The sequence below is a fragment of the Streptomyces coeruleofuscus genome (assembly GCF_039532725.1).
In the GTDB taxonomy this organism is placed as follows: domain Bacteria; phylum Actinomycetota; class Actinomycetes; order Streptomycetales; family Streptomycetaceae; genus Streptomyces; species Streptomyces coeruleofuscus.
In genome coordinates this window covers 161,386-188,324 of the sequence record NZ_BAAASE010000013.1, presented here as the reverse complement: position 1 = coordinate 188,324, position 26,939 = coordinate 161,386, and the positions used below count along the sequence as shown (strand labels likewise).

Here is a 26,939-nt window from a genome sequence, read left to right as displayed (position 1 = left end):
CCCGGCCGTCAGAGGCCCGTTCCCGTCAGGTACGCCGACACCACCACGTTCGCCGTGTAGCTGCGGGTCGTACGGTCGAAGCTGCCGCCGCAGGTGACCAGCCGCAGCTCGGCCCGGCCCGATTCGCGGGGCCCGTAGGCCTGGTGGGCGTCGAAGTGGTCGCGGGTGAGGACCTGGACGGACTCGACGGTGAACTCCGCGACCTTGGCGTCGGCCCGGATCACCCGGATCGTCTGGCCCGGCCGCATGGCACTGACCTTGTAGAAGACGGCCGGCCGGGTGTCGGTGTCGACGTGACCCACCATCAGCGCGGTCCCCGGTGCCCCGGGGGCCACGCCGCCCGCGTACCAGCCGACCGCGCCCGGCTGGTCGTACGGCGGCGGATCGAGCGCGCCGCGCGCGTCCAGCCCCCGCGCCACCACGGGCGCCTGCACCCCGAGCCCGGGGATGTCGACGCGCTGCGGCAGCGCGTCGCTCAACGGGCGGTGCGCGGGCGGCAGTTTCACGTCGGGGGGCCGTCCGGCCGCCGCCATGTCGCCCGTGGTGGGCGCGGACATACCGTGCCGTACGTCGGTCACCTCGCGGCCCCACAGCCACAGCCCGAGCAGCAGCGCCACCCAGGCGACGCCGGCCAGCAGGCGGCCGGTGCCCGAGGAATGTCCCTTGATTCGCTCCTGGTCGGACATGGTCAGTCCGTTCCGCGGCTCCGGCGGACACCGCCCAGCGCGACGACCACCGCGGCCACTCCCGCGAGAATCAGGCCGGTCACCCCCTGCGCCGTACCGGGACCGGCCCCGCGGTCCTCGGCGGCGACGAGGTCCGCCGCGCCACCGCCGCCCGCCTGGACGGGGGCGACGGGTGAGGGGTACGCGCCCGGCCGCCGGGCGGCGGACCGCTGCTCGTCGCCCCCGGGCGCGGGCCGCTGCCCGCCGTCGCCGGACGCGGACGGCTGCCCACCGCCCTCGGGCATGGGCGGCTGGCCGACGGTCCCGGGTGCAGGTGGCTGCCCGACGGCCCCAGGTGCGGGCGGCTGACCGATCGCGCCGGGTGCGGGCGGCTGCCCGACGGTCCCGGACACGGACTCGGGCGGCCGGTCACCGGTCCAGGGCGCGGGCGGCTGTCCACCGGTCCCGGTCCCGGACACGGACGAATGCTCGCTCCCCGCCCCGGACGCGGATCGCCGCCGCTCACTCTCCCGGACGGTGAACGTGCCGGTCCGTTCGCTCTCCCCGCAGGTGACCTTCACGGAGTACGTCCCCGCGTCGAGCGTGGAGCGGACGCGGCTCTCGCCCACGAGTTCAACGTCGGTGACGGTGAGCCGCGCGTCCGCGACGAACGCCGCCGAGCGGGCGACGGCCGTCCTCTCCGCACAGTCGGTCACGCGGAGCGTGACGTCACTGCCGGGCGCGGGGGTCGCCGGGGTCACCGCGACGCCCCCTGCGTCCGCCGCGTACGCCGCCGGGGTGAGGGCGGCCGCGAACAGGACGCTCGTACAGACAGTGGCTCTCAGGGAACCCATCGTGAACCTCCAGACGTCTGGAGCCTCCCCCGCACGGTCGGCCCCCGCATCCTCAGGGGCGCGGGGGCTGCTCCGTACGGGTGGCGACGGGTTTGAGCTCCGGTCCTCCGCTGCCCCGGGCCCGGAGGTCCGCTGCCTCCCGGGCTCAGACCCGGTCGACGAGGTCCGCGATCGAGTCCACGACCTGCGACGGCCGGTACGGGAAGCCCTCGACCTGGTCGGGCCGGGTCAGGCCGGTGAGCACCAGGAACGTCTGCATCCCGGCCTCCATGCCCGCCAGCACGTCCGTGTCCATGCGGTCGCCGATCATCGCGCTGCTCTCGGAGTGCGCCCCGATGGCGTTCAGCCCGGTCCGCATCATCAGCGGGTTCGGCTTGCCCGCGAAGTACGGCTTCTTGCCGGTCGCCTGGGTGATGAGCGCGGCCACGGCGCCGGTCGCGGGCAGCGGGCCCTCGGTGGACGGGCCCGTCTCGTCGGGGTTGGTGCAGATGAAACGGGCGCCGTCCAGGATGAGCCGTACCGCCTTCGTCATGGCCTCGAAGGAGTACGTGCGGGTCTCGCCGAGGACGACGTAGTCCGGCTCGTGGTCGGTCAGGATGTAGCCGATGTCGTGCAGCGCGGTGGTCAGGCCGGCCTCGCCGATGACGTACGCCGAGCCGCCCGGCCGCTGGTCGTCCAGGAACTGGGCCGTGGCCAGGGCCGAGGTCCAGATGCTCTCGATCGGCACGTCCAGGCCCATGCGGCGCAGCCGGGCGTGCAGGTCGCGCGGGGTGTACATCGAGTTGTTGGTGAGGACCAGGAAGGGCTTCCCGGACTCGCGCAGCTTCTTGAGGAAGGCGTCGGCGCCGGGGATCGGTACACCCTCGTGGATGAGCACACCGTCCATGTCGGTGAGCCACGACTCGATGGGCTTGCGGTCTGCCATGTGCGGGATCTCCTGCCATACGCGGGCCGGCGTGCGCCTTGGGGCCAGGAGCCCAAGCCTAGACAGTGGCCGGATCTTGGGGAATGGCCTGCGTACGGCATCCCGACAGGCGGGACGGGTCCACGCGCCTCAGCGGCGCCGGCGCGCGAGGAGCAGTGCCCCGCCCCCGGCGAGCAGTACCGCCGCGGCGGCCGCGGCGACCTGTGCGCCGGATCCCGTACGGGCGAGTTCCTCGGCGAACGGGAAGCGGTCCTCGCGGGGCGGGACGGACTCGTCGGGCTCCGGCGGGGAGTCGGTGCCGCCGTCGGCCTCCGGCTCACCCCGGTCGACCGGGCCGTCGCCGTCGATCCCGAACCGGTAGTCGTTCGACTGCCCGACCCAGTCGCCGTCGTCGTCGTGCCGCTGCACCACGGCGGCCTTGGCGGTGACGTCGTTCGGCACGGCGTCCGAGGTGACCGCGAGCCGCACCTTCACGGTGACGGTCTTCCCCGGTCCGACGGTGAACCCGGCGAAGCGGTCCTCCTCGTCGGCGAACGCCCCGACGAGTTCGTCCTCCTCGGTCCTTTCGAACCGCACGGGGTGCGCCCGCGCCCCCTGGAAGAACTCCAGCCGGGACTGCGAGGGCTCCAGCGCCCGCTTGTCGTCGACGAGCACGACGACGGGGTGGATACCGGTGCACGGCCGGTCGGTCGTGTTGGTCAGGTCGAGGTACCAGGTCCCGAACCCGCCCCCGGCCGTGTAGGTGCCGGGCCCGCCGTGGATGCGGGTGGTGAGCGGGAAGGTGTGGTCGTCGGGCGCGGCACAGGCGGGCGCCGCGTCGTCCGCGTACGCCGGATGGGCCCCAGTGAGCAGGACGGCGGCTGCCGCCGTCAGGCAGAGGTGAGCGGGCGTGCAGGGTCGCATGGAGATGTGACATTGCCGGAAGGAGCCGCTCACGAGCCGACACCGCCGGAAACACCCCCGGACGGCGGCGCGAATTCGCCCGGCCGGCGGACATCCCGAGGGGCCGAGAGGATCCTCAGCGACGCCCGAGCGCCCTCGCACGCGAGTGGGCCCAGCCGGTCAGGAGGACACCGGCGACTGTGAGGACCGCGTAGGCCACCAGGGTGGAGAGGAAGCCGCCGGGGAGCCCGTCCAGCAACCCCCGGTCGCCGTTGTCGACGAGGAGCCGGACGAGTGCCTGGGCGCACACGACCATCATCACCATGCCGAGGACCCGGAGGACGTCGTACTTCATGGCCTTCCCTTCCGTGGGAGAGGTGTGACGTTGACGTTACGAACGTATCAATCGGCAGGCACGCGATCGGCCTTCCAGCAGCTCGATTTTCGCGTTACGTCACACTTTCTCGGCGCGCTATCGTGAAGGCGTGCGTGACGAAAAGAAGCGGACGTGCCCGGTGTGCGGCAAGCCCACGGCCCGTCCGGGCCGAGGCCGCCCGCCCGTGTACTGCTCCCGGAGCTGCCAGGCCCGGGCCTACCGCCGGCGCCGGCAGCCGCTGCCCGCCCAGGGCAACCCGCTCGCGACCCGGCCGACGGACGTCCGGGCACGGCAGCGGCGCCGGATCGCCGAGGCGGTGTGGCGTATCGCGGCCGAGCAGGGGCTGGACGCGGCGAGCATGCGCAGGATCGCGGCCGAGGCCAGGGTGTCGCTGCGGGTCGTGCAGTACCACTTCGACTCCAAGCACGCCCTGATGGTCGACGCGCTGCGGCTGCTGCACGAGGAGAACGAACGGCTGGCCCAGGGACGTATCCCGTACGACATGACGGAGCCGTGCGCGCTGCTGCGGGCGGTGCTGGACGAGTTCCTGCCGCTGGACGAGCAACGCGCCTTCGCGCTGCGCGTGTTCACGGCGTACTACGCGCGGAGCCTGACCGATCCCGTGCTCGCGGAGGTCTTCCTGGCCGCCGAGCAGCCGTTGGAGCGGCTCGTGGCGGACATCATCGGGGTGGGCGAGGCGGCGGGGAGCACCGCGCCGGGCATCGACCGGGTGTACGAGGCGGACCTGCTGGTGTCGGGAGCGGTCGGGCTGGGCCTGGACGTCCTGCACGGCCGCCGCTCACTCGCGGACGTGCGGACGGTACTGGAGTACCACCTGGGGCGGATCTTCCCGGACGCCATCCGCACACCCCGGCCGAATCCGGCCCCCGACCCGCGCCGGCCCGCCATCCCCACCACGAGTCCGGCCCCCAACCCGCGCCGGCCCCCCGTCCCCACCACGAATCCGGCTCCCGCCCCTCAGCCGTCCCCCCGCCCGAACACCGGCCCCAACACCAGCTGAGCCGCCCCCACCGCCACGACTCGCCCTCCACCCGGCGCGACCCGCACCGGCACGGCGCCCTCCCCCGTCCGCCTTGCCCGCGCCCCCAGCACCGCCCCGACCCCCGTCCCCACCACGACGGCTCCCGCCCCTCAGCCGTCCCCCCGCCCGAACACCGGCCCCAACACCAGCTGAGCCGCCCCCACCGCCACGACTCGCCCCCCACCCGGCGCGACCCGCACCGGCACGGCGCCCTCCCCCGTCCGCCGGGCCCGCGCCCCCAGCACCGCCCCGACCCCCCGCACGAACGCCTCCGGCGTCGCGGCCACCGTCCGGCCGCCCAGCAGGACAACGTCGATGTCGAGCAGCCCGACCAGGTTCGCCGCGCCCGCGCCCAGCACCCGCGCCGCCTCCTCGACATCGCCGCGCGCCACCGCACCGAGGCACAGCGCCTCCAGGCAGCCGCGGTCGCCGCAGGTGCACGGCGGGCCGTCCAGCTGGATCACCTGGTGGCCGAACTCCCCGGCCCCGGTCCGGGCTCCCCGGTGCACGCTCCCGCCGATCACCAGACCGGCCCCCAGCCCCGTACCGAGGTGCAGGTACGCGAAGGAGCCGCCCTCGCCCACGGCCGCCAGGCCCAGCGCCGCCGCGTTGGTGTCCTTGTCGACCACGACCGGCACACCGAGCCGCTCCGCCAGCGCCTCCCGCAGCGGAAAGCCGTCCCACTCGGGGAAACCGGTCACCCGGTGCAGCACACCCCGGACGTGGTCGAGCGGCCCGGGCAGCGCCACCCCCACCCCGAGCAGGGAACCGGCACGGGCGAGCAGCGGTCCGGCGGGCAGCGCCTCCGTCGCCGTGACGCGCACGGCCTCCGCCGCCTTCGCCCGCACGGCCTCCGCCACCGCATCCGCCCTCGTCGCGCGCACCGCATCCGTCACCGGCACCCGCACTGCATCCGCCCCCGTCGCGCGTACCGCATCCGCCACCCGCACGGCATCCGTCACCGCCGTCAGCACCGCCCCCGCACCCGCCCCCAGGTCCAGCGCGGCCCGCCGCTCCCCCACCACCGTCCCGCGCAGATCGACGAGCACGGCCCGGACCTCGTCCCGGTCCAGGTGGACGCCCACCGCATACGCCGCCTCGGGCACCAGCCGCAGCACCGTGCGCGGCTTGCCCCCGGTCGACGCGCGGCGCCCCGCCTCCGCCGCGAGACCGTCCTCCCGCAGCCGGGCGGTGATCTTGCTGACGGCCTGCGGGGTGAGGCCGGTCCGCTCGGCGAGTTCCAGCCGGCTGATGCCGTCGGACCCGGCCGTCCGCAGCAGGTCGAGCACCAGCGCGGCGTTGTGGCTGCGCAGGGCGAGCAGGTTCGCTCCGGCCCCTGCGCCAGTCATGCCGCCCACCCCGCCCACTCCACCCACTCCGCCCGTACGGTCGTCCGCCCTGTTCACGCCACCCATTGTCCCCGGCGCTTGCACTTTGGCAACAGCGTTGCCAAAGTGGTGGCATGACTGGCACACCCCTCGGCACCTCCGGCACCCCCGGCTCGCCGCTCCGCGTCGGCCTCGTCGGCTACGGCCTCGCCGGCTCCGTCTTCCACGCCCCGCTGATCGCCGCCACCGAGGGCCTCGTCCTCGACACGGTGGTCACCTCGAACCCCGAGCGGCAGCAGCAGGCCCGCGCCGAGTTCCCGGACGTGCGCCTCACCGCCGGCCCGGACGAGCTGTTCGACCGGGCCGGGGAGCTGGACCTGATCGTCGTGGCGTCCCCGAACAAGACGCACGTGCCGCTCGCGACCGCCGCGCTCGAGGCCGGCCTGCCGGTCGTGGTCGACAAGCCCGTCGCGGGCACGGCGGCCGAGGCCCGCGAGCTGGCCGCCCTCGCCGAGGAGCGCGGCCTGCTCCTCTCCGTCTTCCAGAACCGCCGCTGGGACAACGACTTCCTCACCCTGCACAAGCTGGTGACCGAGGGCGAGTTGGGCGACGTCTGGCGATTTGAATCACGCTTCGAGCGGTGGCGTCCGAAGCCGAAGGGCGGCTGGCGGGAGTCCGGCGACCCGGCAGAGATCGGAGGTCTGCTGTACGACCTCGGCAGCCATGTCGTCGACCAGGCGCTGGTCCTCTTCGGCCCGGCGGCCGCCGTGTACGCGGAGTCGGACATCCGCCGCCCGGGCGCCGAGACGGACGACGACACGTTCATCGCGATCACGCACACCAATGGCGTCCGCTCCCACCTCTACGCCTCCGCGACGACCGCCCAGCTCGGACCCCGCTTCCGCGTCCTGGGCTCCGCCGCGGGCTACGTCAAGTACGGCCTCGACCCCCAGGAGGCCGCCCTGCGCGACGGCCACCGCCCCGGCCCCGGCTGGGGCGTGGAGCCCGAGTCGCTGTGGGGCCGCGTGGGTTCCGGCGAGTCCCCGGTCACGGGAGGCGGCCGCCCCGAACCGACCCTCCCGGGCGACTACCCCGCCTACTATGCGGCCGTGGCGAAGGCCCTGCTGGAGGGCGCCCCGAACCCGGTGACCGCGCTGGAGGCGGCCGCCGCCCTGGACGTACTGGAGGCCGCCCGTCGTTCGGCCCGCGAGAAGGTGACGGTGACCCTGTGACCCACAAGAGCAACCCTTCGCACAGCCAGGAGCTGACCCCGAAGTTCCACCCGGAGCTCACCCCGAGCCTGGAGGAGCTGGAGCAGCAGGAACGCCGCCTGGTGTTCCGCCAGTTCACCCACGACGACGCCTGGGCGCTCGGCTCGCTCCTCGTCGGCATGGCCCGGGAGCGGCAGGCCCCGGTCGCGATCGACATCCACCGCGCCGGCCAGCAGCTCTTCCACGCGGCGCTCCCCGGCTCCGCACCCGACAACGACGCGTGGATCGAGCGCAAGCGCCGGGTGGTCGAGCGCTACGGCTCCGCCTCCTACCTGGTGGGCGCCCGCTTCCGCGCCAAGGGCACGACGTTCGAGGAGTCCTCGCGCCTCGACCCCGACACGTACGCGGCACACGGCGGTTCCTTCCCGATCACCGTCGAGGGCGTCGGCGTGATCGGCGCGGTGACGGTGTCCGGGCTGCCGCAGCTCCAGGACCACCGGTTCGTGGTGGAGGCGCTGGAGGAGTTCCTCGGCAAGGACCGCTAGCGACCGCCGGCGCGCCGAAATCACCCGCCCCGGCTCGGAATTACCGCCGGGCCCCTCCGGTTGGCACCTGCTGTACGCATGATCACGCACGGCGCCCGACCGGAGGGATCCCAACCGATGACCACCGCCCTGAAGGAAACCGTCGGCCGGTACGGCATCTGGAGCGTAGGCCTGCGCTCGGAGGACCCGGACCGGCGCGGCGAGCTCGCCGAGGCCGCCGCCGAACTGGAAGAGCTCGGCTACGGCGCCGTCTGGCTGGGCGGCAACAGCTCCGCCGCCAACGCCGCCCCGCTCATCGAGGCGACCTCGAAGCTCACCGTCGGCACCAGCATCCAGAGCATCTGGCAGCACGAGCCGGACGCCGCCGCCACGGCCTTCGGGGACCTGGAGTCGGCCCACCCCGGGCGTTTCCTGCTGGGCCTCGGAGTGAGCCACGCCAAGCGCGTGGAGCAGTACGCCCGCCCCTACTCGGCCCTCGTCGGCCACCTCGACGGACTGGACGCCGCGGGAGTGCCCGCGGACCGCCGCCTCCTGGCCGCCCTGGGCCCGAAGTCGCTCCGGCTGGCCCGCGACCGGGCGGCGGGCTCGATCCCGTACCTGGTCACCCCGGAGCACACCGCGCACGCCCGCGAGATCCTGGGCGAGGCCCCGCTGCTGGCCCCGGAGCTGGGCGTCATCCCGGAGACGGACCCGGCCCGCGCCCGCGCCCTGGCTCGCGAGTTCCTGGAGATCTACCTCCCGCTGCCGAACTACACCAACAACTTCCTCCGGCACGGCTTCACCGAGGACGACCTGTCGGACGGCGGCAGCGACCGCCTCGTCGACGCCCTGTTCGCCTGGGGCGACGACACGGCCATCCGCGCCAAGATCGACGCCTTCTTCGAGGCGGGAGCGGACCACCTCGCCCTCCAGGTCCTGGACGGCGAACCGCGCGACGCCCTCCCGAGGAAGGCGTGGCGCGACCTGGCGACCGTGCTGCTGGGCTGACCCCTCAGGGGCGCGGGGAACTGCGCGAACAACCACGACGAACCCGCAGTCGCGAACGCTCCGCAGCTCCCCGCCCCTCAGGCGTTTTTGAACTCCTGCCGCTGCCGCCCGAGCCCCTCGATCTCCAGCTCCACGACATCCCCGGCCCGCAGGAACGGCTTGGGCTCCGGCGCCCCCAGCGCCACTCCCGCCGGCGTCCCCGTGTTGATCACGTCCCCGGGGTACAGCGTCATGAACTGACTGAGGTACCGCACGACCTCCCCCACCGGGAAGATCTGCTCGGCCGTCGTGCCGTCCTGCTTCAACTCACCGTTGACCCACAGCCGCAGCGACAACCGCTGCGGATCCGGCACCTCGTCCGCCGTCACCAGCCACGGCCCCAGCGGGTTGAACGTCTCGCAGTTCTTCCCCTTGTCCCAGGTCCCGCCCCGCTCGATCTGGAACTCCCGCTCGGACACGTCGTGCGCCACCGCGTACCCGGCGACATGCGCGAGCCCTTCCTCCGCGGACCCCAGGTACCTGGCCGTGCGTCCGATGACGACGGCCAGCTCGACCTCCCAGTCGGTCCTGCGGGACGCGCGCGGCACGAGCACCGTGTCGTTCGGGCCGACCACCGTGTCCGGCGCCTTCATGAAGAGGACCGGCTCGGCGGGCGGCTCGGCACCCGTCTCGCGCGCATGGTCGTGGTAGTTCAGCCCGATACAGACGATCTTGCCGATCCGCCCCAGCGGCGGCCCGATCCGCAGCCCGGTGGCGTCCAGTGCGGGCAGCTCACCGGCATCGGCGGCGGCACGCACCCGACCGAGCGCCGCGTCGTCCGCGAGCAGCGCCCCGTCGATGTCCGGCACGACGCCCGACAGGTCCCTCAGGGTCCCGTCGGCGTCGAGCAGTGCGGGCCGCTCGGTCCCCGCCGTACCGACTCGCAGCAGCTTCATGATCATGTCTCCCTCGATCGCGGGCGCCCGCCCGAGGCCTGCGACCCGGATGCGGCGGGCCAGCCATCGGAGGACTGGTCGATCCTCCAAGCTGGGAGTGCGCTCCGCAATACCCAGTTCACGTACTGGACCCCGCCCGCCGCGTCACCGGTACAGCGCGGCCCGCTCGACGACACTCCACGTCGTACTGGTCACGACGTACAGCGCGGCGGCCAGCGGCACGACCGCCACGGTGACGAGCGTGAAGAAGGACATGAACGGCATCACCTTGGTCACCGCCCCGAGCCCCGCCACCTGCTCACCACCGGCCGGGAGCGCCGGGTTCGCGGCCATCATGCGCTTGCTGAGGCGGTAGCTGACCGCGGCGACGCCGGCGACGACCACGAACAGTCCCGCGTAGACGAGCCCGGCCCCATCTAGGAGACCACCCTGGAGCGCGTCCACCCACCGCTCCCCCAGCGGCGCGACGAACAGCTGGTGGTCGAGCAGCTCGTTGGCCCGCCCGCCGATCGTGTCGCTGGAGAACAGGTGGTAGAGCAGGAAGAACGCGGGCACCTGGAGCAGCCCGGGCAGGCAGCCGGCCAGCGGCGACACCTTCTCCTGGGCGTGCAGTTCCAGCACGGCCCGCTGGAGCTTCTCGGGGTTCTTCCCGTGCTTCCTCCGCAGCTCGGCGATCTTCGGCTGGAGCGCGGTCCGGGCCTTCTGGCCGCGCGCGGCGGCCCGGGACAGGGGGTGGACGAGGAGTCGTACGAGCGCGGTGAACAGCACGATCGCGGCGGCGGCCGCGGAAGCGCCGAACAGCGGCTGGAGCAGGTCGGCGAGTCGCTCGACCAGGTGGGCGAAGACGGACATGGGTGAGCCCTCCGGGGGTCTCGTCGTGCCGGGAGTGGGACTTGGCGGCATGACGACCCGCGCGGGGCCGGCTACGTGAACGTGCCTGGATGTGCCCTACGCGAAGGTCGCCCGGAGGGCGTGTCCGGGTGCCCGGGGCCGGGTGCGCCCCCGGGCGTCGGGATCGCGTTGGGGCAGGAAGGCCGTACGGAGGTCACGGTCGCGGATGGCCGTACGCACCCGGGTGCGCGGCACGGCGGGCGCGCAGCGCGAGGCGATCAGGGCGCAGACCGCGAGCGCGGCGGAAGCGGCGGCGGTCGCGGCGAGCGCGACGGTGGCGGAGAGGCTGCCGGTGTCCAGCAGCGCCACTTCCAGGACCAGGAGGAGCAGCACGAGAGCGGGACGCAGACCCGTCCAACCGCGGACCATCGGCTCCCCTCCTCCCGTACGTACGCGCGCTCGACTACCCGTTCTCTTCGCTCTGTTCGTTATACAGGATGGCTCCGACGGTCGCGTCCGAGACTTCGTACACGGGTTTTAGAAAGGTTCGTCGCAACTCTCGACAACCCACCCGCCACACCCGATGCTTCTCGTTGCCATGAACGGGCCAACCCGCGACGCCGGGCCGGGGGGACCGGCGCCTGCCCCGATTCCCCTACGGAGGAGCCGTGATACGACGCAGAACCCTGCTGACCGCAGCAGGCGGTACGTTCCTCGGCAGCGCCCTGGCGACAGGCACCGCGCACGCGGACGCCACCATCGCCGTCAACCCCTCGACGACGTACGGCACCTGGGAGGGCTGGGGCACCTCCCTCGCCTGGTGGGCCAACGTCTTCGGCGCCCGGGACGACTTCGCGGACCTCTTCTTCACCACCAAGTCGGTGACGTACAACGGCAGATCGCTCCCCGGCCTGGGCCTCAACATCGCCCGCTACAACCTCGGCGCGTGCAGCTGGAACAGCGTCGGCGGCGAGACGATGGCCGAATCGCCGAACATCCCGGCCTTCAAGCAGATCGAGGGCTTCTGGCAGGACTGGAACAACGAGGACCCCGCCTCCTCGGCCTGGAAGTGGTCGGCGGACGCCGACCAGCGCGCGATGCTGGTGAAGGCGACACAGCGCGGCGCGATCACGGAACTCTTCGCCAACTCCCCCATGTGGTGGATGTGCGGCAACCACAACCCCTCGGGCGCGGCGGGCGGCGGCAACAACCTCCAGACCTGGAACTACCGCCAGCACGCCTCCCACCTGGCGGCGACGGCCCTGTACGCGCGTGACAACTGGGGCGTGAACTTCGCGACGGTCGACCCCTTCAACGAGCCGGCCTCCACCTGGTGGACCGCGACCGGCACCCAGGAGGGCTGCCACATGGACCCCGCGGTCCAGGCGGCCGTACTCCCGTACATGCGCAGCGAGCTGGACAAACGAGGCCTCACGGGCATCCGCATCGCGGCCTCGGACGAGACGAACTACGACACGGCCCGCTCGACGTGGGCGTCCTTCAACTCGTCGACCAAGGCCCTGGTCTCCCAGGTCAACGTGCACGGCTACCAGGGCTCCGGCGGCCGCCGCGACCTCCTCTACACGGACGTGGTGACGACGTCCCGCAAGAAGCTGTGGAACTCCGAGACGGGCGACAGCGACGGCACGGGCCTGACCATGGCGTCGAACCTCTGCTACGACTTCCGCTGGCTGCACCCCACGGCATGGTGCTACTGGCAGGTCATGGACCCGTCGACGGGCTGGGCGCTGATCGCCTACGACGCGAACACCCTCCAGCCGACCACGGTCCAGACGAAGCACTACGTACTGGCCCAGTTCAGCCGCCACATCCGCCCCGGCATGACGATCATGGACACGGGCGTGAGCTACGCGGTGGCGGCGTACTCGGCGTCGACCCGCCGCCTCGTGATCGTCGCGGTGAACACCGCGGCGTCGGCCCAGACCCTCACCTTCGACCTCTCCCGCTTTTCGACGGTGACGGGCGGCACGAACGGCGCGGTGCCCCGCTGGAACACGGTGACGACGGGCGGCGGCGACCTCTACACCCCCCGCTCGGACATCCGCCTCAACGGCAAATCGGTCAGCGTCCCCTTCGCGGCGAAGTCGGTCCAAACGCTGCAAATAGACGGCGTGACCCTGTAAGCCGACGACACTCCGACGTCACGGCGGTGATTCGGGACGATTCGTAGAGCCGGGATGGCGAGCATGGGGAACCCGCGCAGGCCAGAGGTATGGCCCGCGCATCTCTCACGCTCGTCACCTCCCGGCAGTACGGTGTCCCCCATGCGCCCCGACACGCCTGCCGAAACCGTCGACCACACCGCCGAGGCGGCACGCCTGGAGCGGACCGCCGGCCTGTATCCCGAGGACTCCGAGGCCCTGCTGCTGCGCGCCGCGGCCCACCTGGAACTCGCCGGCGACCGCCCCACGGCGACGGCCCTCTACGACCGTCTGCTGTCCTCCACGGACGGCCTGGAGAACCCCCACCTGGTACGGGCGCTCAAGGCGTCGAACCTCTGGGAGTACGGCCACGAGGCCGAGGCCAGGGCGATCATCGAGGGCGTCCGGGTGGCGTCCCCGCGGGACCCGGCCCCCTGGGTGATCGTCGCCGAGGCCCTGGAGTCGCACGACGAGCTGGAAGCGGCGCACGACACGTTCACGGAGGCCGTACGCCTCCTCCTGACCGACGTCCCGCAACCCCCGCAGCCGACCCACCCCCTCCTCTTCGGCCGCCACAGGGTCCGCCGCATGCTGGGCAAGTCCCACGACGAGTGGGACGCGCTCGCGGACACGGTCCACTCCCTCCCGATCACCCTGGACGAACTCCACGACCCCAAGCGCGTCTGGTCCCTGGGCTCGGGAAACCCAGTGGAACTGGCAGCGGAGATCACCCGCCTCCGAGCCGAACTGGGCGCCTACCGCGAGGCCCTCTCCCGCCCCTTCCCGGTGGCGATCCTCCACTGGCCGGCGACGGAACTCTCGGAACTCCTCGAGGCGTATCCGACCCTGGCCGCGGAATACCCCTCCCACGAGACCCACCTCGCGACCATAGAGTCCGCCCTACGAGAACTCTCCTCCTCCGGCACCCCGAACCTCGGCATCGTCACCGGCACGGTCCCGTCCTACGAGGCCTTCGCAGCCTCGGAACTCTCCTCCCCGGGCGACGCGACCCTGCTCCCGCAGTACGCGACGACGCTGGCGGCCCGGGGGCGGGCGGTGGCTTGGCCGCCGCAGCAGGGGGCGGCTTGCTGGTGTGGATCGGGGCGGGCTTACGGCGAATGCCACGGCTCGGACGCATAGCCAGGCAGCAACGTACCGACTGAATGAAGGAAAGGCGCGGCCAGCGGTGGACACGACCCCTGAGACCCGTGCGCGGATGAGCCGGCAGAGAAGCCGGAACACCGAAGTCGAGATGGCGCTTCGCCGGGCTTTGCATGCGGCGGGGATGCGGTACAGAGTGCATCGCAAACCGCTGAAAGGAGTCCGGCGAGAAGCCGACATCCTGTTCGGGCGGGCCAAGGTCGCCGTCTTCGTGGACGGGTGCTTCTGGCACGGGTGCCCGGAGCACGCAACGTGGCCCAAGAGCAATGCAGAGTTCTGGCGGACGAAGATCGAGGGCAATCAACGACGGGACAGGGACACCGACGAGCGGCTGGCCTCGGCTGGATGGTTGGCGGTGCGGGTATGGGAGCACGAGGACCCGATGGAAGCCGCTATTCGTGTTCGGGATCTGGTGGTGGCGCGCCGGGCGCCAAGCGCCCGGCCGTAAGGGCCTGCCCTATGAGCTCCCATAGCCGCTCCAAAGTGAGGAATGGGAGCAGCGCGGCGCGTCAGCGGGTCTGATCGCGAGCCCGACCGTCGATGTCAGACCTTTTTTGACATCCCCTTCGCGCGTCAAAGGTGCCTGTTAGCCTGGGCGCACTTTGTGGAACCATCCCCGAGTGGCCCCAGTGTCAGGAGGCGCGACTCTCTATGCCCGAATTCCCTCCGCCCACCGAACGCGGCGAGGCTTTCGGCCCATGGCTGGCGCGTCAGCTGCGTCGAGCCGGCATGTCGCAAGCCGACTTGGCCACCCAGGTCGGCAAGACACGTGCCGCCGTTTCCGCGTGGATCAACGGTCGAGCGGAACCCCGTGAGGAGACCAAAGCCCGCATCGCGGAGATCCTCGGCACCAATCTCGCCGCCATCGTGACACGCACGGTCGATGTACCAACCGGCCGGCCGGTGCGCTGGCATCACCGACCCGCGCATGCCGACGGCGGCCGCGAGTACGGGAACGCCGCGGCGTTCGCCTTTGACGCCGACCTTTCGGTACTGGCGCGGGAGGCGACGCAGAATTCACTGGACGAGCGCTACGACGACCGTGCACCGGTGCGCGTGCACTACACGCTGCACGAGTTGGACGGGCCCCACCTCGACGCTTTCCTGGCCGCCCTGCGCTGGAACGAGCTCCTGCCCCATTACGAAGAGGCCTCCCAAGGCAACCAGAAGGTTTCCCGAAGTCTTCGCTCCGCCCTGGAAGACCTTTCACAGGAGCATCGGCTGCGAATTTTGCGCATCGACGACTACAACGCGGCGGGCCTGACCGGTCCGGAATACAGCGATGGACGATTCGCCGCGGTGGTCCGTCGCCAACTCGACAGCCACAAGGTCACCGGAGGACGAGCGGGCGGCTCCTACGGCCTGGGTAAGGCCACGTTGTGGGCGACAAGCCGCTTCGGCCTTGTGCTGATCAACTCGACGCTGTCGGAGCCGCATGAGGGACGCACCACCGGCCGCGTAATCGGACGCATGGATCTTCCCTGGCACGAGGTGGAGGGGGAGGCGTACGCAGGACCGGCCTGGCTCGGCGAACCGGACACCGACCCCGAACACGAGGGTGTCTCCAGGTCTTGGTGGGCCGACGATGAAACCGTGCACAGCCTGCACCTCGGTCGTTCGAGTGGCGAGCCCGGCACCTCGTTCCTGATCGTCGGCGCACACGACGCTTCGGGCGACACCGAGTCATTGCAGGATATGCACGACAAACTCGTACGCTCGCTCGCAGACGGCTTTTGGGCGGCGATGCTCGGCGGACGGTCCGCCGGCCCGCTACTGGAGGCCCGTGTCACGACGCTACGCAACGGCGAGGTCTATATTGCGGAACGCCACGTGGACCCGCACTTCCACCATCCGGCGCTCAGTCGAGCCCTTCAGGCCTACCTCGACGGGGACACAGTCGCCGAACTCACCTCTGCGGGGCAGGTAGTCCGTGCCGACGTCCCCCTGATCGTCACGCCTCTCAAGGGCCAAGGTCGCCAACGCGACAAGGGCCGCGAACACCGGGCCGCACTCCTGCTCACACCCGCCGACGAAAACGACGCACAGATCAATCGTGTGGTCTGCATGCGCGGCAACCGCATGACCATCACCGAGCAACGTCCGCGAGACCTGCCTCTGGGTATCCCGCCCTTCCAAGCCGTTCTGCTAGCCGGGTACGCGACCGGGCGGGACGGCGAGGACGTCGCGCTCGCCGAGGCTTTCCTGCGCGCCTCAGAACCACCCGAACACGATCGTTGGGACAGGACCGAGGAACTGACCACTGCCTACCAACGCGGAGCATTGGCGAGGTTGAAGGAGTTCCGGTCCTCCATCGACAAGACGATTCGCTTGCTCCTGGGCAAACGGGAGATCGCACGCAGTGAGGGCCCGGCTGTCCTGCGCGAACTACTCAAGCTCGACACGTCCACCGGTCCCGCCGGGCGCCGTGCCCAGTCGTTCCCCACCGTGCGGAATATCGAAGCCCGTATCGACGACCGAGGCGCCTGGCATGTCACCGTCCATCTGCGGTTGCCGGATGCCCCGGATCCATGGGTCCTGGCTCCCGTCGCCAAGTTCGATGTGCGTTCCGGAGGCCGGCCGTCCGTGGACTGGGAGTTGCTCGTCGGTTCCGAGTCGTGCCGTGCAGAGAACGGCACGGTCATTGTCGAACCCGGCGTTCGCACAGCGGTGTTCAGCGGCGTGACAGACCCGACGACGCATCCCGTCCGGGGGCGCTATGCCCGTTTGGCCGTGGATGTGCCCAAGGCCCGAGGAGGTGCGGCGTGAAGCCGGTTTTCCCGTACCCGACTCTCCTCGGCGACGTGGGATATGAGGTCTCCTCGGTCAGCATCGACGGCAAGCCGCTCCCGTACACCAACATATCGGCCGCGGAACGCGTTGTGGCCCTACACCAATCGGGCCGAGCCGACTGGGAGGAGGCCACCCTCGACCTGCGCGCCACCCTTCCGGAGGGCGAGTTGGGGAACGGTCCGTGGCAAGACGTGGTCTGCCTGGCGACTCTGACCGAGAAGGTGACCAACGCACGCACCACCGCACGTCTCCACCCGGCATCCGACGGCTCCCGGACCGGCTCGATCACCCTGTCGCGTGCTCTACACCTGCGGCGGGCGACGCTTTCCCTCCTGCTGATCGCCACAGTCGACGGCGTTGCGGGGCGGCTTGTGGGCTCCGCCGAGCATGACTGGTACGTCGATCTCCAGGAGGCCACGCCGGTTCGGCAACGTGAGATCGAGATCGTGGAAATCGACTTCCGCGACGGGCCTCACGAGGGATTGCGCCCCTACAAGGATTCATCGTGGATCGTCGAGACATCCGGTGATATGCCGATCGTCTATCTCAACACCACAGCGGTCGAGGGCCTTATGGAGGTGCTCGGCAGTCGCGGTGGCGGTCCGACGGAGAAGGTTCTTCGGGAGATGACTGCTTCGCAGGTCGCGCAGGACGCCTGGACGGCCATGTTCCACACCGCCGTCAGCGATCTCGACACCGACGAGGACGGGACCCCTGTGATGCCGACCGGTTGGCGCGAGTCGGTGTTGCGCCAAATGCTGCCCGACGTTCTACCAGGGCGGCAGCTCACGGATGCCCTGTACGAGATCAACGAACGCCGCACGAAGGGCTTCGGCTGGTCGGAGCTGCAGACCGGCATTCAGTACGCGGCGGGCCGCCGCGCGCAGATCTCCAAGAAACTGACCACTGCGGTGCGAACCGTCGACCGTACCGAGAGGAACACCGACTGATGCCGCGCGCTGTGCCCTTCGACGTCCCGCCGTTGCTTGGCCTGCTGACCGACGCGGCCGTGGCCAAGCACCTCAGTCGAGGCATGCAATCGGGCCAGGAAAACCCGCCCCAAGTGGCTCTTCGCAAGGCGAGCACTCCTCTCCCTGACGACGAGACTCGGTGGCGCACCGCTCCGGTCCGCGAACTCCTCGACGTGGCGATGACGCGATTCGACGACAACCGCACGGCCGCCGACGGCTGGCTCGCTCCACGTCTGCACGCCACACTCCGCATGACGCGCGCCGAGGCCGGCGATGGGAGGCTGTGGAATCATCTCGCGATGCTGGTCGCCCCTGACTACGTGGTCTGGCGACACAAGGGGGCCGAAATCGCGCAGAGTTCCCGCTTTTCCGGCCCTCACTACACCCAATGCTTCTCTCGCTTGTGGTGGGTCGCAGAGCTGTTCCGCGACGGCCCGGACTATCGGCCTGTCGAAATCGCCTGCAGTGTCCAGGACATCCTTAACACCACACTCCGCTTGGACGTTATCGATCACCGGCCCACGGCGCAGGCATTGCTGGCCGTCTTCAAAAGCTTGATCTCGTCCGGAGTCCCCCGTCCCGGCGACCACATCAACGCGGTCTCCTCGGCGGTCAACACCGCCGGCAGCACCCTCATCTACGACGTACTCGCCCCCGACAATCCGCCACTCGTCGAGGACCTACAGGATTGGATCGCCGACATGGCGGAAGCCCCGGCCGTGCACTGGGACCGTCTGCCCGAGGGTCCCAACGACGGCCGGGTGCCCCGCACCGCCATCGATGTCCTGGTTTCCTTTTTCGAGAAACTCCTGGTCGAGGCACCTGTTCGTCGTCGTGGCCGCGTGCCTACGCGCGAGGATGTGGGCGATTCCCCACAGCAGTCGGCCGTGCCGGCGCCCCGAGAGGGGGTGAGTTTGGCGAAGGATCTCCCTTCCTGGATGACGTAGCACACACAGCCCCCTCAAGAGACAGCATCGAGGCGTAGGGCGTAGTTCCAGGATCCCCGCTCTACGAATCAGACGGCTCGTCCTCACCTGTCTCGTTATCATTGCTGCCACCCGAGATAAGGGCCTGCATCCTCTCGTCCTCCGGGGCACGCGCATAGAGGATGTCGAAGTAGTCCTGCCACTGCTTCTTTGCCTTCTCCAGGAGACCGGCCCAGTCTGTGGCGTCCATGCCGTCTCGGCGTAGCCGGTCGAGCTTCCTCGCGAAGCCCGCTGGCCGTTCCAGTTTATCGGCCACCATGAGACCGGTGACCGACCTGAACTCGGAGCGTCGTACGTCGACAACGTCCCGTAGCGATTCGATATACCTCTCGAATCTGTACACATGGTCCCAATCAGCCGTCTTCCCTGGGCGCATAAATTCAAGCACAAGTAGCTGATCCCCAGACGACAGCACCAAATCTACTCGCGCATTCCAGGCTTCCTCCTTGTCGAGGGTCTCTTTCGAGATCTCCTCCATCAAATTCGACAGACCTCGCTCGACTCGGAACGTCTCCCACTCCGGAGAGATCATCCATGGATTCTGGGCGATGTAGTCACGAACAGCATTTTCAAGTCGCTTTTCGTTGATCCGCTCCTCAAGGCCGTTGATCAAGTTGAGTTGACTACGAACTCGCTCTGCGGCATGAAGGGCCGTCATGACCCGTGACTTCGCCAGGATTCCGACAAGCTCTTCGGCGTCAAGCTCGGCCGCGTTTGAAAGTTCGTTGATCAGTTCCCTGAGGCGGCCACCTTCCCATGCACTCAAGATTGCGTTGGCCAGATCATCGAACTGGGCGTCGGACAGGACGGAGACTCGCGCCACAGCCGTGAGCGCACGCTGTACGATCTTGGCTTCGTACGGCTCCAGCTTGTCCAAGCGGTTAGAGAAGGGCGCCATGCGTAGGTTCATGGCGCTGACTTTGGCTTCGGCCCGTCGATTTTGCCAGATTCGCAGTAGCGACTTGGTTCGTTCCTGTCCCCAGGCGAGCAGCGGGAGAGCCTGATCGGCTTCCCAGTTGATGCGTTGCCTTTCCGTGGAGATCAAATCCTTGTCCTGATCGTCTATGTAATCAGCCTGCACACGTCCAGAAAGATAGTTGATCGCATGCTGAGCACCGAAACCTCCACTCAAATTGAAGGTGAAAGGCCGTTGCGAAAGCTTGTGATGACTGAATATTGAGATGCCGGCCAAGTCCTCCTCTTGGATCGGATCGCTATAAAAAACAAAACGCCACCGAATCTCCGCCCCATTCGGGAGTGACTCGACTCCCCATCCATCTTCGATCTCCAATCCGGCGGGCCTCTGCTTGCCGTCATAATCCGACGGATAGTCGAACTCGATCCGCTCACTGTCCCCCTCTTCAGCGATAGGGGTTCCGTCGACAGTGACACTGAAGTCCTCTGCACGCTCCAGAAGCAGAAAGCGCCGCGCCATACTGACCCTGAATTGGTCGGAGTTGGGCGTCTTCTTCATAGTGAGCTGCTGCAGCCGTATTCGAGTACCGTGCTGAGGTTTCCTCTCCTCGTCCGGCCCCGAGTACTCCAACACTTCCACTTCCATGGGCGTGTTGTCGGCGTATTCAGCCCCCGATCCAGTCAGCTTCTCAACATCCAGCCTGAATACTGTCCGCTCACCAGTCTCCCTACTGACCGTCTCCACGTCGACAAGGTTCGCGATTCCGAAACCGGCAAACTTGCCGATACCTTTTCGGCCCATTACCGGCCGGCCACCGCTTGTCTTCTCCGCCTGTTGCTCGATACGGCGGTTGTAGCCGACCTTCAGGTAGCGATCCTGGCACTGAGCCAGAGTCATCCCGTCGCCATTATCACTGATCAGAATTTCGGAGCCGGCCCGAACGTTCATCGGTAGCGAGATTTCAACCTTTGTTGCATCCGCGTCCCAAGCGTTCGACACGAGTTCAGCGATGGCTGCGACAGGGGACTGATACATATCTATCCCGAGATGTTCAATCACTCTGCCGTGGAACTGAATGTGGAGCCGGGCCGTCTCAGGCGCCATGTGCGTGCCTCCCCTGTGTCGATGGGCTGGAAGTACAACGCTATAGCTAGTTGGGACGACCGGGTCGAACAAGTCCCGTGTGGGGAGCGGTTATTCGGTGAGGCGCCTGTCCAAAGCTGCCGTAGGGAAGACTGCGCGACCTGCCGCTGTGGTGAGGATCGGGGTGCCGCCTGCGGGTGGCGGGGACGCTGCAAGATGCTGCCAGGTAGCCCGGGCCTTTCGCCACAACTCGGGCAGCGCATGCGCGTTGACGGCGCCGCGGGACCGGCTCTGTCCGTGATCCCGAGGACGCCATTCTCCGCTGCGGTGCCGCCGGCGACTGTTCAGGGGAGGGGAGAACTCCAGCTGTAGTCGGTGCTCCAGAACGAGGCCGCAGACGCCATACCCGAGCTCGGTGGCAGCCGTCTGTTCGGTTTCCGGGATGGTCGCCAAGAGATCGGTCCAGCGCACCACGACAACCCTGTCCCAGACTTCGGGAGGGGCGGTGTTAGCCAAGTGGTGACTCTCGCCCACTGGAAGGTCCCTCAGGCGTCGGTCGGCTTCCAGCGTCTGACCTACGTAGCCAAGCCCCACTCCAGCGAGGAATACACCGTAAAGCGCAGGGCCGGTCGTCGCAGGTGAGCCGCCGAAGGGCATGGTCAACAACTCGCCCACTTGATGGGCGAACTGGAAGCGTCGCTCCTGCCATCGTGCCAGCCGCGGTGCATCCAACATCAGTGTGCGCAGCGACAGTCGCCAAGCGTGGTACGCGTCCTCGTACTGCTGATCAGCCACAGCGGGCAGTCTGCCGCATGGGCGTAGCGACTGGCCTCGTCAATTTCGAAGCAGGTCGGTCACACGTCCACCCCCCGGCGGTAGCCCTGCCCGGGAAACCGAAGCACTGCCTCTACACCGTGCTCAGGCAGCCCCTTCACGACTCCAACACAGCAGCCTTTCCCAGACATCGCTTCCGGGAGCGCCGAGACCCAGGGCTGCGCTGAGCACGTGCACCCCGAACCGCGGCGGCACGGCGTTACCGATCTGCTGAGCCTGCTCGTTACCACGCCACGGGTATCGGTACGGAAAGCTCTGCAGGACCCCGGCTTCCTCGTTGTTCAAGCGCCCCAGATCCGCCTCTTGGGCATCTGCACTGACGATCCGATTGCGCTTCCACTTGCCGGTGATCGTCGCTGCCGGCTCGTTCGATGCACGGCGTCCGCGGGCCTTCGGATCACCGCCACTGCCGTAGTTGGAAACGACGCAGAAAGGCATGAAACGACGGGGGGCTTCGTCCACCCGTTCGTACACGGCGTTGAAGGCCTCCTCCATGGAGATCCATGCCCCACGACCGCCGAAGAGGGTGTCGGCGGGTGCCGTGCCCTTGCGGTACTGCTGGTGTGTCGGCTCCGGGAGACGCGCGGGCGCATCGCCATAGCGAGCCACAAGCACGGCACGCCGGCGGGTCTGAGGGACTCCGTACTGCTCCGTATGGAAGACCTTCGCTTTGGTCTTGTAGCCGACGGCGCCGAGAACCTTCTCGTACTCATGCCAGACTTCGATGACGGCGGGGACCTGCTCCAGGACGACAACCTCGAACGGCTGAGGGTCTTCGCCACCATGGCGAGGACGCAGCATCGCCTCAAAGATCCAACGCAGCGGCTGCAGGACCAGCCCCGTGCGCTCGTCGTCAAGTTTGTCCAGCTCTCGCTGGATATCGTCCCAGGTTTCCCCCTTTTCGCCTGCCTTTTCCCGCTTGTACCAGGCGTGTATGCGGTGAATGAAGCCCGTAACGAGGTCGAACGCCTTGCGGCCGGAACCGCTGCCCGCGATGGAGAACGTCTGGCACGGCGGTCCGCCGGCCAGCACGTTGCAGTCCTCGAACTCCGGGTTGCCGGGACCGAAGAGGCGCACATCCCCATGGACGGTCGGCAGCCCCGCCGCGAGTCGTGTGGCCACGGCATCGTCGTCCCACTCGATACCAATTGAGGGGATGCCCAGCACTTCGGCCGCCACATCCAGGCCTCCGGGCCCCGCAAATAGGTCAATAATGCGGAAATCCCGACGATTTGGCTGGTCGGATGGCGTGCTGGTCATGGTGGGGAAGTCTATCGGCCTGCTGGGTAGGGGGAGTCGCATCGTCATCCCCCGGTCGCCCGCACGGTGCCGTCATCCCCTGTACGCAGGACTTTCGCGATCGACTCCCCCAACGCCTGTGCGAGAGGAGGCGGAGTGGCGTTGCCCACCTGCCGATACCGGGCGGTCTTCAAGCCTGCGATGTGCCAGTCCGGCGGGAAGCCCTGTAGCAGGGCCACCTGATCAACGGTAAGCGGTACGCGACCCCGCCGACCCGAGGCAGGGTTCCAGGAGAAGGCAGCGTCTGGAACCCGGTCGGCGACTGTCACGCCGTCGACGCCCATGCGTTCCCACTTCTGCTTGGCACCTGTCGGCCCCAAGTCCGCTCCACCACGATCCCAAGAACCACCGACGATGGTCGGGGCGACCACGTCGGCTTGGGCGGCCCACTTGGCGGCGTCCGTCCAGCCTCTGGCTCCCATCGAGTCCTGCAACGTCTCGCCTACGGTAGGCGCAGGCTCGGCCTCGGGCTTGGGCCACTCGAAGCGATCGATCAGGTCGCCTTTGAATGCCACCAACAGTCCGACCTCTCGGCTTTGTGGCACACCAAAGTCCTTGGCGTTCAGGACGTGCCAGCAGAACCGGTAACCGAGGTGCCCCAGCTCCTCACCGATAAGCTCGCGGATCGGTTGGTAGTCGCACTTTGTGATCAATTCCGACACGTTCTCAAGGAGAATCGCACGTGGCTGCACGCCATAGACAAGGTCGACCGCAGCCTTGAGTACGGACAGCTCCGCGTCATCCCCGCGCGTGCGTGCGACAGCCGCAGGAGACTTCACACGCGGCAGGCCGCCGGATAGCAGGTGAATGTCGTATACCTGCTGATCTTCGGCGGGATCGAAGTCGAGAAGATCTAACTCGCGCACATCCCAGTGTGGGCGATTGCTGCGGAGCGTCTCACACGCGATAGGGCAGCTCTCGATCAGCAGCACGGGGTCGAACCCGGCCTGTTCGAGGCCGAGCGCGAGACCTCCCGCACCCGCGCAAACCTCAAGCGAGGTAAGCCGGCCTGAAGGGTCGATGTTGCCGCGGTTGGCGGTGGCCGTCGTACTACCCCAGGTCATGTACTGCTGTCTCCCGTCGTCCCCCACATATCGGCCGTCCTCACGGCGACGGACCGATCTGCCCAATCAGCTTCCTTGTCACGGAGTGTCGATGATCGCTTGGCCTTCCTTGGCGGAATCGATGGTCGTGAAGCGGAGGAGGCGGCCGTCGGCGCGGCGCGCTGTGGCGGGAGCAACGAATGAAAAGGCCATGACGACCTTCTCCGTCGCCAGTCGGCCGTCGTCGGGGATGTCGGACCGATGCTTTCCTTCGACGACGGGGTAGACGATGACGGCGCCCCTTCGGGGAGCGACCAGGTTTTCGGTGGCAGGGTCGCCCGAATCAGCGAGGGCTCCGGCAATGCGCAGTGGAACTGCGCGGTGCTTGGGTTCGCTTATGGCACCGAAGAGCGGACCCCGTCGGCGTTCCCGGCCGAACCATGCGAAGGTGCGCCCAGTCGTGCCAAGCGTCAGCCGCTGGCCTCGCTTGGAGTGTTGCGGTGCGATCAGCAGCCAGTCGTCGACCTCTTGCGAGGCACCTGCGGTGATTGCATCGAGATACGCGAGGTTGGGTGCGAACTGGGAGGGAGCGCCCCAGCGCACCTCGTGAACGATGTCGAGAAGCTCCACCGGATCGAGCCGACCTACGAGCGCATCGAACCTGTGGGTGATAGCCGCACGGCCGCCTTCGGCGGGGAAGTGGTAGGCAAGCGAAGTGACCGTGGGAGGCAGTGTTTCGAGGACGGGCGTCCACAATTGAGTGTTGTGCCGAAGATCGACGGCTTTCGTCGGGTAGGCGGTGGGTTCCTGCCACTGCCCCGGTGAGTGGAGCTCGACGAGGCGCGCGTTGTACATCTTGTTGGGGCTGGTCGGCTTGAGCCAAGGCAAGTGCTGAGAAACCAAAGGCGGCACCTGAGCCGGTGTCATTTGCGGCTTTCCGTCGACCGTGGTGGCGTACTGCTTCAATTCGGCGCGGAAGTTCTCCTCATCCAGACAGATCGCCTCGAATGCTGCGTAGAGATCGATTTCCTTTGCTCCCATGGTCTCGGCCCGACCGAGGAATAGACGTACCAGGTCCCGGTAGCCTTCGCGGAAGCCAAACCACCGACCCATCTGCATCAGCGTGGACGCGTTGCCTGCCCGACGACGGAAGTATGAGACGGTGAGCCCCTCGACGGTGAAACCGCGAGCCAACTTCTGGCCTCCGATGAGGATCTTCCAGATGGAGCGCTTGTCGAAGTCGGCTTCGCCGGTCTCGATGTCCTTGTCACCGTTGACGACGATGATCGGGTTGTCATCCCCGCCGATACGGTTGACGGCCGGGCCCACGTAGCGGGCGAGGTCGCCATAAGACGGCGGGACGGCGTAGCCGTCGGCGCGGACGGCTGACACTGGAGCGATGTCACTATCGAAAAGGTCCCGGAGGCGCTCGTGGCCGCGTGGCCCCATATATCCGGCGTTCCACCACAACTGGGTGACCTTGCCCAGAAGTTCTCGGTGAACTTCCGTGCGGACGGATTCATGGATGAGCATGGTGTGGTGCTGGAAGTACCGATCGCCGAGGCCGCCTTGCTCCTCCCGGTACAGCTTCATGGCCGCCGTGAGTACGAACATGTCCATGGCCCGCTGAAGGCAGATGTCGTCTTCTCCTGCCTCGTCGTCCACCGTGATGTTGCGTACGTGGGCAAGTTCGTTGGAGTTGGCGACAGTTCGGTGCTCATCCGGGATCGGGGAGTCGAGGTCGTGGAAGTCGCGCGCTCCCATGTAGCCCTCCGGTCGGGGCAGGGAGACGATGAAGTCCTTGGGAAAGATGTCCTCGGCGTCACTCGGATCCACGAAGACGTTGGCGAATGGAGTAGCGGTGTAGCCGACGTACTGGGATCGCGGCAGCATTCGAAGAAGTTCGGAGATCTTCTGGTTGATTGCGGTGCGCTCGGCATCGGGCTTGGCAAGGTCCGAAGTGTTCACGGAGGCCTCGTCCGACTCGTCATCGATGATGAGGACGGGGATTTCGGCAAGCGGCGTCTTGATCTTCTTGAGATCCTTCACGAGCTTGCCGAGTACCGTCTTGTTCTTTTTGACTACCATGAGCCGCGCTGATGACCGGTGGAGGTTGTGCGGGTCGTACAGGGGCAGCGCCGGCTCTCGCTTCTCGAATTCGAGCGCCGTGATGCCCTGGAGCAGGCTTTTGTAATCGTCGTCCCTCGTGGTCAGGCGCACGATGTCGAACGCACCGAGGGCGGACGGCAGGGCGCCGAACGTCACGAACTTGCCCTGGCTCCACGCGGGGTCGTCAGCGTAGTCAGATTCGAACTCACTCGCCCCCCGCAGGATGTTCTCGCGGCCCACGAGTTCCATGTCCAGGCGTCGTTGGGTCTGGGCCCGGAGCATGTTGAGAGTGCCGCCGAGGACGATGATCAGTCGATAGCCCGCGTCGACCGCTTTGGCGATCACGCCGCTGAAGTTGGCGGTCTTGCCCGACTGTACATACCCGACGACCAGGCCCTTCGACTGGTACGCCGCTGATTGTGTTGGGTCGGCGAGGCGCTCGACCACGGCGTCAGTGGCTACGTCGAGCCCGGCGACGGCCTCCGGAGCCCACCCCTTCTGTTCCAGGTAGGAGCGGTACGACGGCCAATACCAGGGACGGCCTTGCTGCGACTGAGGCGTATACCAGGGAGTGAACTCGTCGGTGATGACAACCGGGGCTTCAACCCTGGAGACAGGAATGAGGTCGTCCAACAGCTTACGGGTTTCATCGGAAAGGCCGAGAAGTTCGTAGATGTCTGCCCGCCGTATCTCGGTGCGCTCCGGACTGTTCGACCACGTGGGGTGGGGCGCAAAGTCCCAATCGGTGAGCTTCTTGCGCCACAACTCGACCAGTTGATCCGTGGAGCGGGCCTTCTCCAACGCATCCCGCAGGACATCCTCGGTGGCCAGCTCCTCCGCTTCCGACGACAAATCCTCCGCTTGGTAGACAAGCGCTCTTACCAGCTTCTTCGGGCGGCTGGTGTGCATGTCCGAAAGAGCGGCGTTGTGCAGCTGCAAGAGGAGGTCGTCGGTCGAACGAATGGTCATGGTCTTCCTCAACGTGCCGAACAGTGGCCGGATGG

At 68.3% G+C, this 26,939-nt stretch carries 23 protein-coding genes; 10 read left to right on the top strand and 13 right to left on the bottom strand.

Going from position 1 to position 26,939, the window contains the following annotated elements:
- Window positions 1–8: 8 nt before the first annotated feature.
- The 5 genes from ABFX81_RS36870 to ABFX81_RS36850 all read right to left on the bottom strand — a co-directional run bounded on the left by ABFX81_RS36870 (window position 9) and on the right by ABFX81_RS36850 (window position 3,681).
- On the bottom strand, window positions 9–686 hold the full coding sequence (locus tag ABFX81_RS36870; RefSeq protein WP_086851312.1) for a class F sortase: 678 nt from the start codon (window positions 684–686) through the stop codon (window positions 9–11).
- A 2-nt stretch (window positions 687–688) separates the two neighbouring features.
- Window positions 689–1,519, bottom strand: coding sequence for a hypothetical protein (locus ABFX81_RS36865; RefSeq protein ID WP_086851314.1), 831 nt, complete (start codon window positions 1,517–1,519; stop codon window positions 689–691).
- A 145-nt stretch (window positions 1,520–1,664) separates the two neighbouring features.
- Window positions 1,665–2,444: an HAD-IIA family hydrolase gene (locus ABFX81_RS36860; RefSeq protein WP_086851315.1), complete on the bottom strand. Its 780-nt coding sequence runs from the start codon at window positions 2,442–2,444 to the stop codon at window positions 1,665–1,667.
- A gap of 129 nt (window positions 2,445–2,573) precedes the next feature.
- The gene (locus ABFX81_RS36855) at window positions 2,574–3,347 is read right to left on the bottom strand and encodes an LPXTG cell wall anchor domain-containing protein (RefSeq protein WP_086851316.1); all 774 of its coding nucleotides are present in this window, start codon (window positions 3,345–3,347) and stop codon (window positions 2,574–2,576) included.
- A 115-nt stretch (window positions 3,348–3,462) separates the two neighbouring features.
- Window positions 3,463–3,681 carry a hypothetical protein gene (locus ABFX81_RS36850; RefSeq protein WP_086851319.1) on the bottom strand — a complete coding sequence of 73 codons (219 nt, stop codon included), beginning with the start codon at window positions 3,679–3,681 and terminating at the stop codon, window positions 3,463–3,465.
- Window positions 3,682–3,811: 130 nt separating this feature from the next.
- Between ABFX81_RS36850 and ABFX81_RS36845 the strand changes: the two genes are divergently transcribed.
- A complete protein-coding gene (locus ABFX81_RS36845; RefSeq protein WP_346139280.1) occupies window positions 3,812–4,723 on the top strand; it encodes a TetR/AcrR family transcriptional regulator in 912 nt (303 codons plus the stop codon).
- A gap of 131 nt (window positions 4,724–4,854) precedes the next feature.
- On the opposite strand, the gene ABFX81_RS36840 is transcribed toward ABFX81_RS36845, so the two are convergent.
- Complete coding sequence (locus ABFX81_RS36840) at window positions 4,855–6,093, bottom strand: ROK family transcriptional regulator (RefSeq protein ID WP_346139279.1); 1,239 nt, start codon at window positions 6,091–6,093, stop codon at window positions 4,855–4,857.
- A 113-nt stretch (window positions 6,094–6,206) separates the two neighbouring features.
- On the opposite strand from ABFX81_RS36840, the gene ABFX81_RS36835 reads away from it, so the two are divergent.
- The 3 genes from ABFX81_RS36835 to ABFX81_RS36825 all read left to right on the top strand — a co-directional run bounded on the left by ABFX81_RS36835 (window position 6,207) and on the right by ABFX81_RS36825 (window position 8,815).
- Entirely contained in the window at window positions 6,207–7,304 is a 1,098-nt protein-coding gene (locus tag ABFX81_RS36835) for a Gfo/Idh/MocA family protein (protein WP_346139278.1), read from the top strand.
- Entirely contained in the window at window positions 7,301–7,828 is a 528-nt protein-coding gene (locus tag ABFX81_RS36830) for a heme-degrading domain-containing protein (protein WP_086854455.1), read from the top strand. Before ABFX81_RS36835 ends, ABFX81_RS36830 begins: the two co-directional genes overlap by 4 nt.
- A 117-nt stretch (window positions 7,829–7,945) precedes the next feature.
- Window positions 7,946–8,815: a TIGR03620 family F420-dependent LLM class oxidoreductase gene (locus ABFX81_RS36825; protein WP_086854454.1), complete on the top strand. Its 870-nt coding sequence runs from the start codon at window positions 7,946–7,948 to the stop codon at window positions 8,813–8,815.
- Window positions 8,816–8,892: 77 nt separating this feature from the next.
- Here ABFX81_RS36825 and ABFX81_RS36820 read toward each other — a convergent pair whose 3' ends face one another.
- The 3 genes from ABFX81_RS36820 to ABFX81_RS36810 form a co-directional block, all read right to left on the bottom strand.
- A complete protein-coding gene (locus ABFX81_RS36820) occupies window positions 8,893–9,750 on the bottom strand; it encodes a fumarylacetoacetate hydrolase family protein (RefSeq protein ID WP_086854457.1) in 858 nt (285 codons plus the stop codon).
- 144 nt (window positions 9,751–9,894) lie between these two features.
- Window positions 9,895–10,602, bottom strand: coding sequence for a membrane protein insertase YidC (locus tag ABFX81_RS36815; RefSeq protein WP_086854453.1), 708 nt, complete (start codon window positions 10,600–10,602; stop codon window positions 9,895–9,897).
- A gap of 96 nt (window positions 10,603–10,698) precedes the next feature.
- Window positions 10,699–11,010, bottom strand: a complete 312-nt coding sequence (locus ABFX81_RS36810) for a DUF6412 domain-containing protein (protein ID WP_086854452.1) — start codon at window positions 11,008–11,010, stop codon at window positions 10,699–10,701.
- A gap of 239 nt (window positions 11,011–11,249) precedes the next feature.
- On the opposite strand from ABFX81_RS36810, the gene ABFX81_RS36805 reads away from it, so the two are divergent.
- From ABFX81_RS36805 to ABFX81_RS36780, 6 genes are all read left to right on the top strand, one after another.
- Window positions 11,250–12,725: a glycoside hydrolase gene (locus tag ABFX81_RS36805; RefSeq protein ID WP_346139277.1), complete on the top strand. Its 1,476-nt coding sequence runs from the start codon at window positions 11,250–11,252 to the stop codon at window positions 12,723–12,725.
- Window positions 12,726–12,866: 141 nt separating this feature from the next.
- Entirely contained in the window at window positions 12,867–13,883 is a 1,017-nt protein-coding gene (locus ABFX81_RS36800) for an SEC-C domain-containing protein (RefSeq protein ID WP_346139276.1), read from the top strand.
- Window positions 13,884–13,929: 46 nt separating this feature from the next.
- The gene (locus ABFX81_RS36795) at window positions 13,930–14,352 is read left to right on the top strand and encodes a DNA mismatch endonuclease Vsr (RefSeq protein WP_086855454.1); all 423 of its coding nucleotides are present in this window, start codon (window positions 13,930–13,932) and stop codon (window positions 14,350–14,352) included.
- A gap of 203 nt (window positions 14,353–14,555) precedes the next feature.
- Complete coding sequence (locus ABFX81_RS36790; RefSeq protein ID WP_346139275.1) at window positions 14,556–16,670, top strand: helix-turn-helix transcriptional regulator; 2,115 nt, start codon at window positions 14,556–14,558, stop codon at window positions 16,668–16,670.
- The gene (locus tag ABFX81_RS36785) at window positions 16,667–17,644 is read left to right on the top strand and encodes a hypothetical protein (protein ID WP_086847304.1); all 978 of its coding nucleotides are present in this window, start codon (window positions 16,667–16,669) and stop codon (window positions 17,642–17,644) included. The genes ABFX81_RS36790 and ABFX81_RS36785 overlap by 4 nt, the downstream gene beginning before the upstream one ends.
- The gene (locus ABFX81_RS36780; protein WP_346139274.1) at window positions 17,644–18,612 is read left to right on the top strand and encodes a DUF6339 family protein; all 969 of its coding nucleotides are present in this window, start codon (window positions 17,644–17,646) and stop codon (window positions 18,610–18,612) included. Before ABFX81_RS36785 ends, ABFX81_RS36780 begins: the two co-directional genes overlap by 1 nt.
- A gap of 61 nt (window positions 18,613–18,673) precedes the next feature.
- On the opposite strand, the gene ABFX81_RS36775 is transcribed toward ABFX81_RS36780, so the two are convergent.
- The 4 genes from ABFX81_RS36775 to ABFX81_RS36760 form a co-directional block, all read right to left on the bottom strand.
- Window positions 18,674–20,671 (bottom strand): ATP-binding protein, encoded by a 1,998-nt coding sequence (locus ABFX81_RS36775; protein WP_086847302.1) that lies wholly within the window; start codon window positions 20,669–20,671, stop codon window positions 18,674–18,676.
- 897 nt (window positions 20,672–21,568) lie between these two features.
- The gene (locus ABFX81_RS36770) at window positions 21,569–22,744 is read right to left on the bottom strand and encodes a DNA cytosine methyltransferase (RefSeq protein WP_086847316.1); all 1,176 of its coding nucleotides are present in this window, start codon (window positions 22,742–22,744) and stop codon (window positions 21,569–21,571) included.
- 44 nt (window positions 22,745–22,788) lie between these two features.
- A complete protein-coding gene (locus ABFX81_RS36765) occupies window positions 22,789–23,847 on the bottom strand; it encodes a DNA cytosine methyltransferase (RefSeq protein ID WP_086847314.1) in 1,059 nt (352 codons plus the stop codon).
- A gap of 78 nt (window positions 23,848–23,925) precedes the next feature.
- Window positions 23,926–26,904 carry a Z1 domain-containing protein gene (locus ABFX81_RS36760; RefSeq protein ID WP_346139273.1) on the bottom strand — a complete coding sequence of 993 codons (2,979 nt, stop codon included), beginning with the start codon at window positions 26,902–26,904 and terminating at the stop codon, window positions 23,926–23,928.
- Window positions 26,905–26,939 lie beyond the last annotated feature (35 nt).

Bases quoted from the DNA above. Each gene is read 5' to 3' on its own strand.
- ABFX81_RS36870 (WP_086851312.1), bottom strand. From the start codon at position 686: ATGTCCGACCAGGAGCGAATCAAGGGACATTCCTCGGGCACCGGCCGC.
- ABFX81_RS36865 (WP_086851314.1), bottom strand. From the start codon at position 1,519: ATGGGTTCCCTGAGAGCCACTGTCTGTACGAGCGTCCTGTTCGCGGCC.
- ABFX81_RS36860 (WP_086851315.1), bottom strand. From the start codon at position 2,444: ATGGCAGACCGCAAGCCCATCGAGTCGTGGCTCACCGACATGGACGGT.
- ABFX81_RS36855 (WP_086851316.1), bottom strand. From the start codon at position 3,347: ATGCGACCCTGCACGCCCGCTCACCTCTGCCTGACGGCGGCAGCCGCC.
- ABFX81_RS36850 (WP_086851319.1), bottom strand. From the start codon at position 3,681: ATGAAGTACGACGTCCTCCGGGTCCTCGGCATGGTGATGATGGTCGTG.
- ABFX81_RS36840 (WP_346139279.1), bottom strand. From the start codon at position 6,093: ATGACTGGCGCAGGGGCCGGAGCGAACCTGCTCGCCCTGCGCAGCCAC.
- ABFX81_RS36835 (WP_346139278.1), top strand. From the start codon at position 6,207: ATGACTGGCACACCCCTCGGCACCTCCGGCACCCCCGGCTCGCCGCTC.
- ABFX81_RS36825 (WP_086854454.1), top strand. From the start codon at position 7,946: ATGACCACCGCCCTGAAGGAAACCGTCGGCCGGTACGGCATCTGGAGC.
- ABFX81_RS36820 (WP_086854457.1), bottom strand. From the start codon at position 9,750: ATGAAGCTGCTGCGAGTCGGTACGGCGGGGACCGAGCGGCCCGCACTG.
- ABFX81_RS36815 (WP_086854453.1), bottom strand. From the start codon at position 10,602: ATGTCCGTCTTCGCCCACCTGGTCGAGCGACTCGCCGACCTGCTCCAG.
- ABFX81_RS36810 (WP_086854452.1), bottom strand. From the start codon at position 11,010: ATGGTCCGCGGTTGGACGGGTCTGCGTCCCGCTCTCGTGCTGCTCCTC.
- ABFX81_RS36800 (WP_346139276.1), top strand. From the start codon at position 12,867: ATGCGCCCCGACACGCCTGCCGAAACCGTCGACCACACCGCCGAGGCG.
- ABFX81_RS36790 (WP_346139275.1), top strand. From the start codon at position 14,556: ATGCCCGAATTCCCTCCGCCCACCGAACGCGGCGAGGCTTTCGGCCCA.
- ABFX81_RS36780 (WP_346139274.1), top strand. From the start codon at position 17,644: ATGCCGCGCGCTGTGCCCTTCGACGTCCCGCCGTTGCTTGGCCTGCTG.
- ABFX81_RS36775 (WP_086847302.1), bottom strand. From the start codon at position 20,671: ATGGCGCCTGAGACGGCCCGGCTCCACATTCAGTTCCACGGCAGAGTG.
- ABFX81_RS36770 (WP_086847316.1), bottom strand. From the start codon at position 22,744: ATGACCAGCACGCCATCCGACCAGCCAAATCGTCGGGATTTCCGCATT.
- ABFX81_RS36765 (WP_086847314.1), bottom strand. From the start codon at position 23,847: ATGACCTGGGGTAGTACGACGGCCACCGCCAACCGCGGCAACATCGAC.
- ABFX81_RS36760 (WP_346139273.1), bottom strand. From the start codon at position 26,904: ATGACCATTCGTTCGACCGACGACCTCCTCTTGCAGCTGCACAACGCC.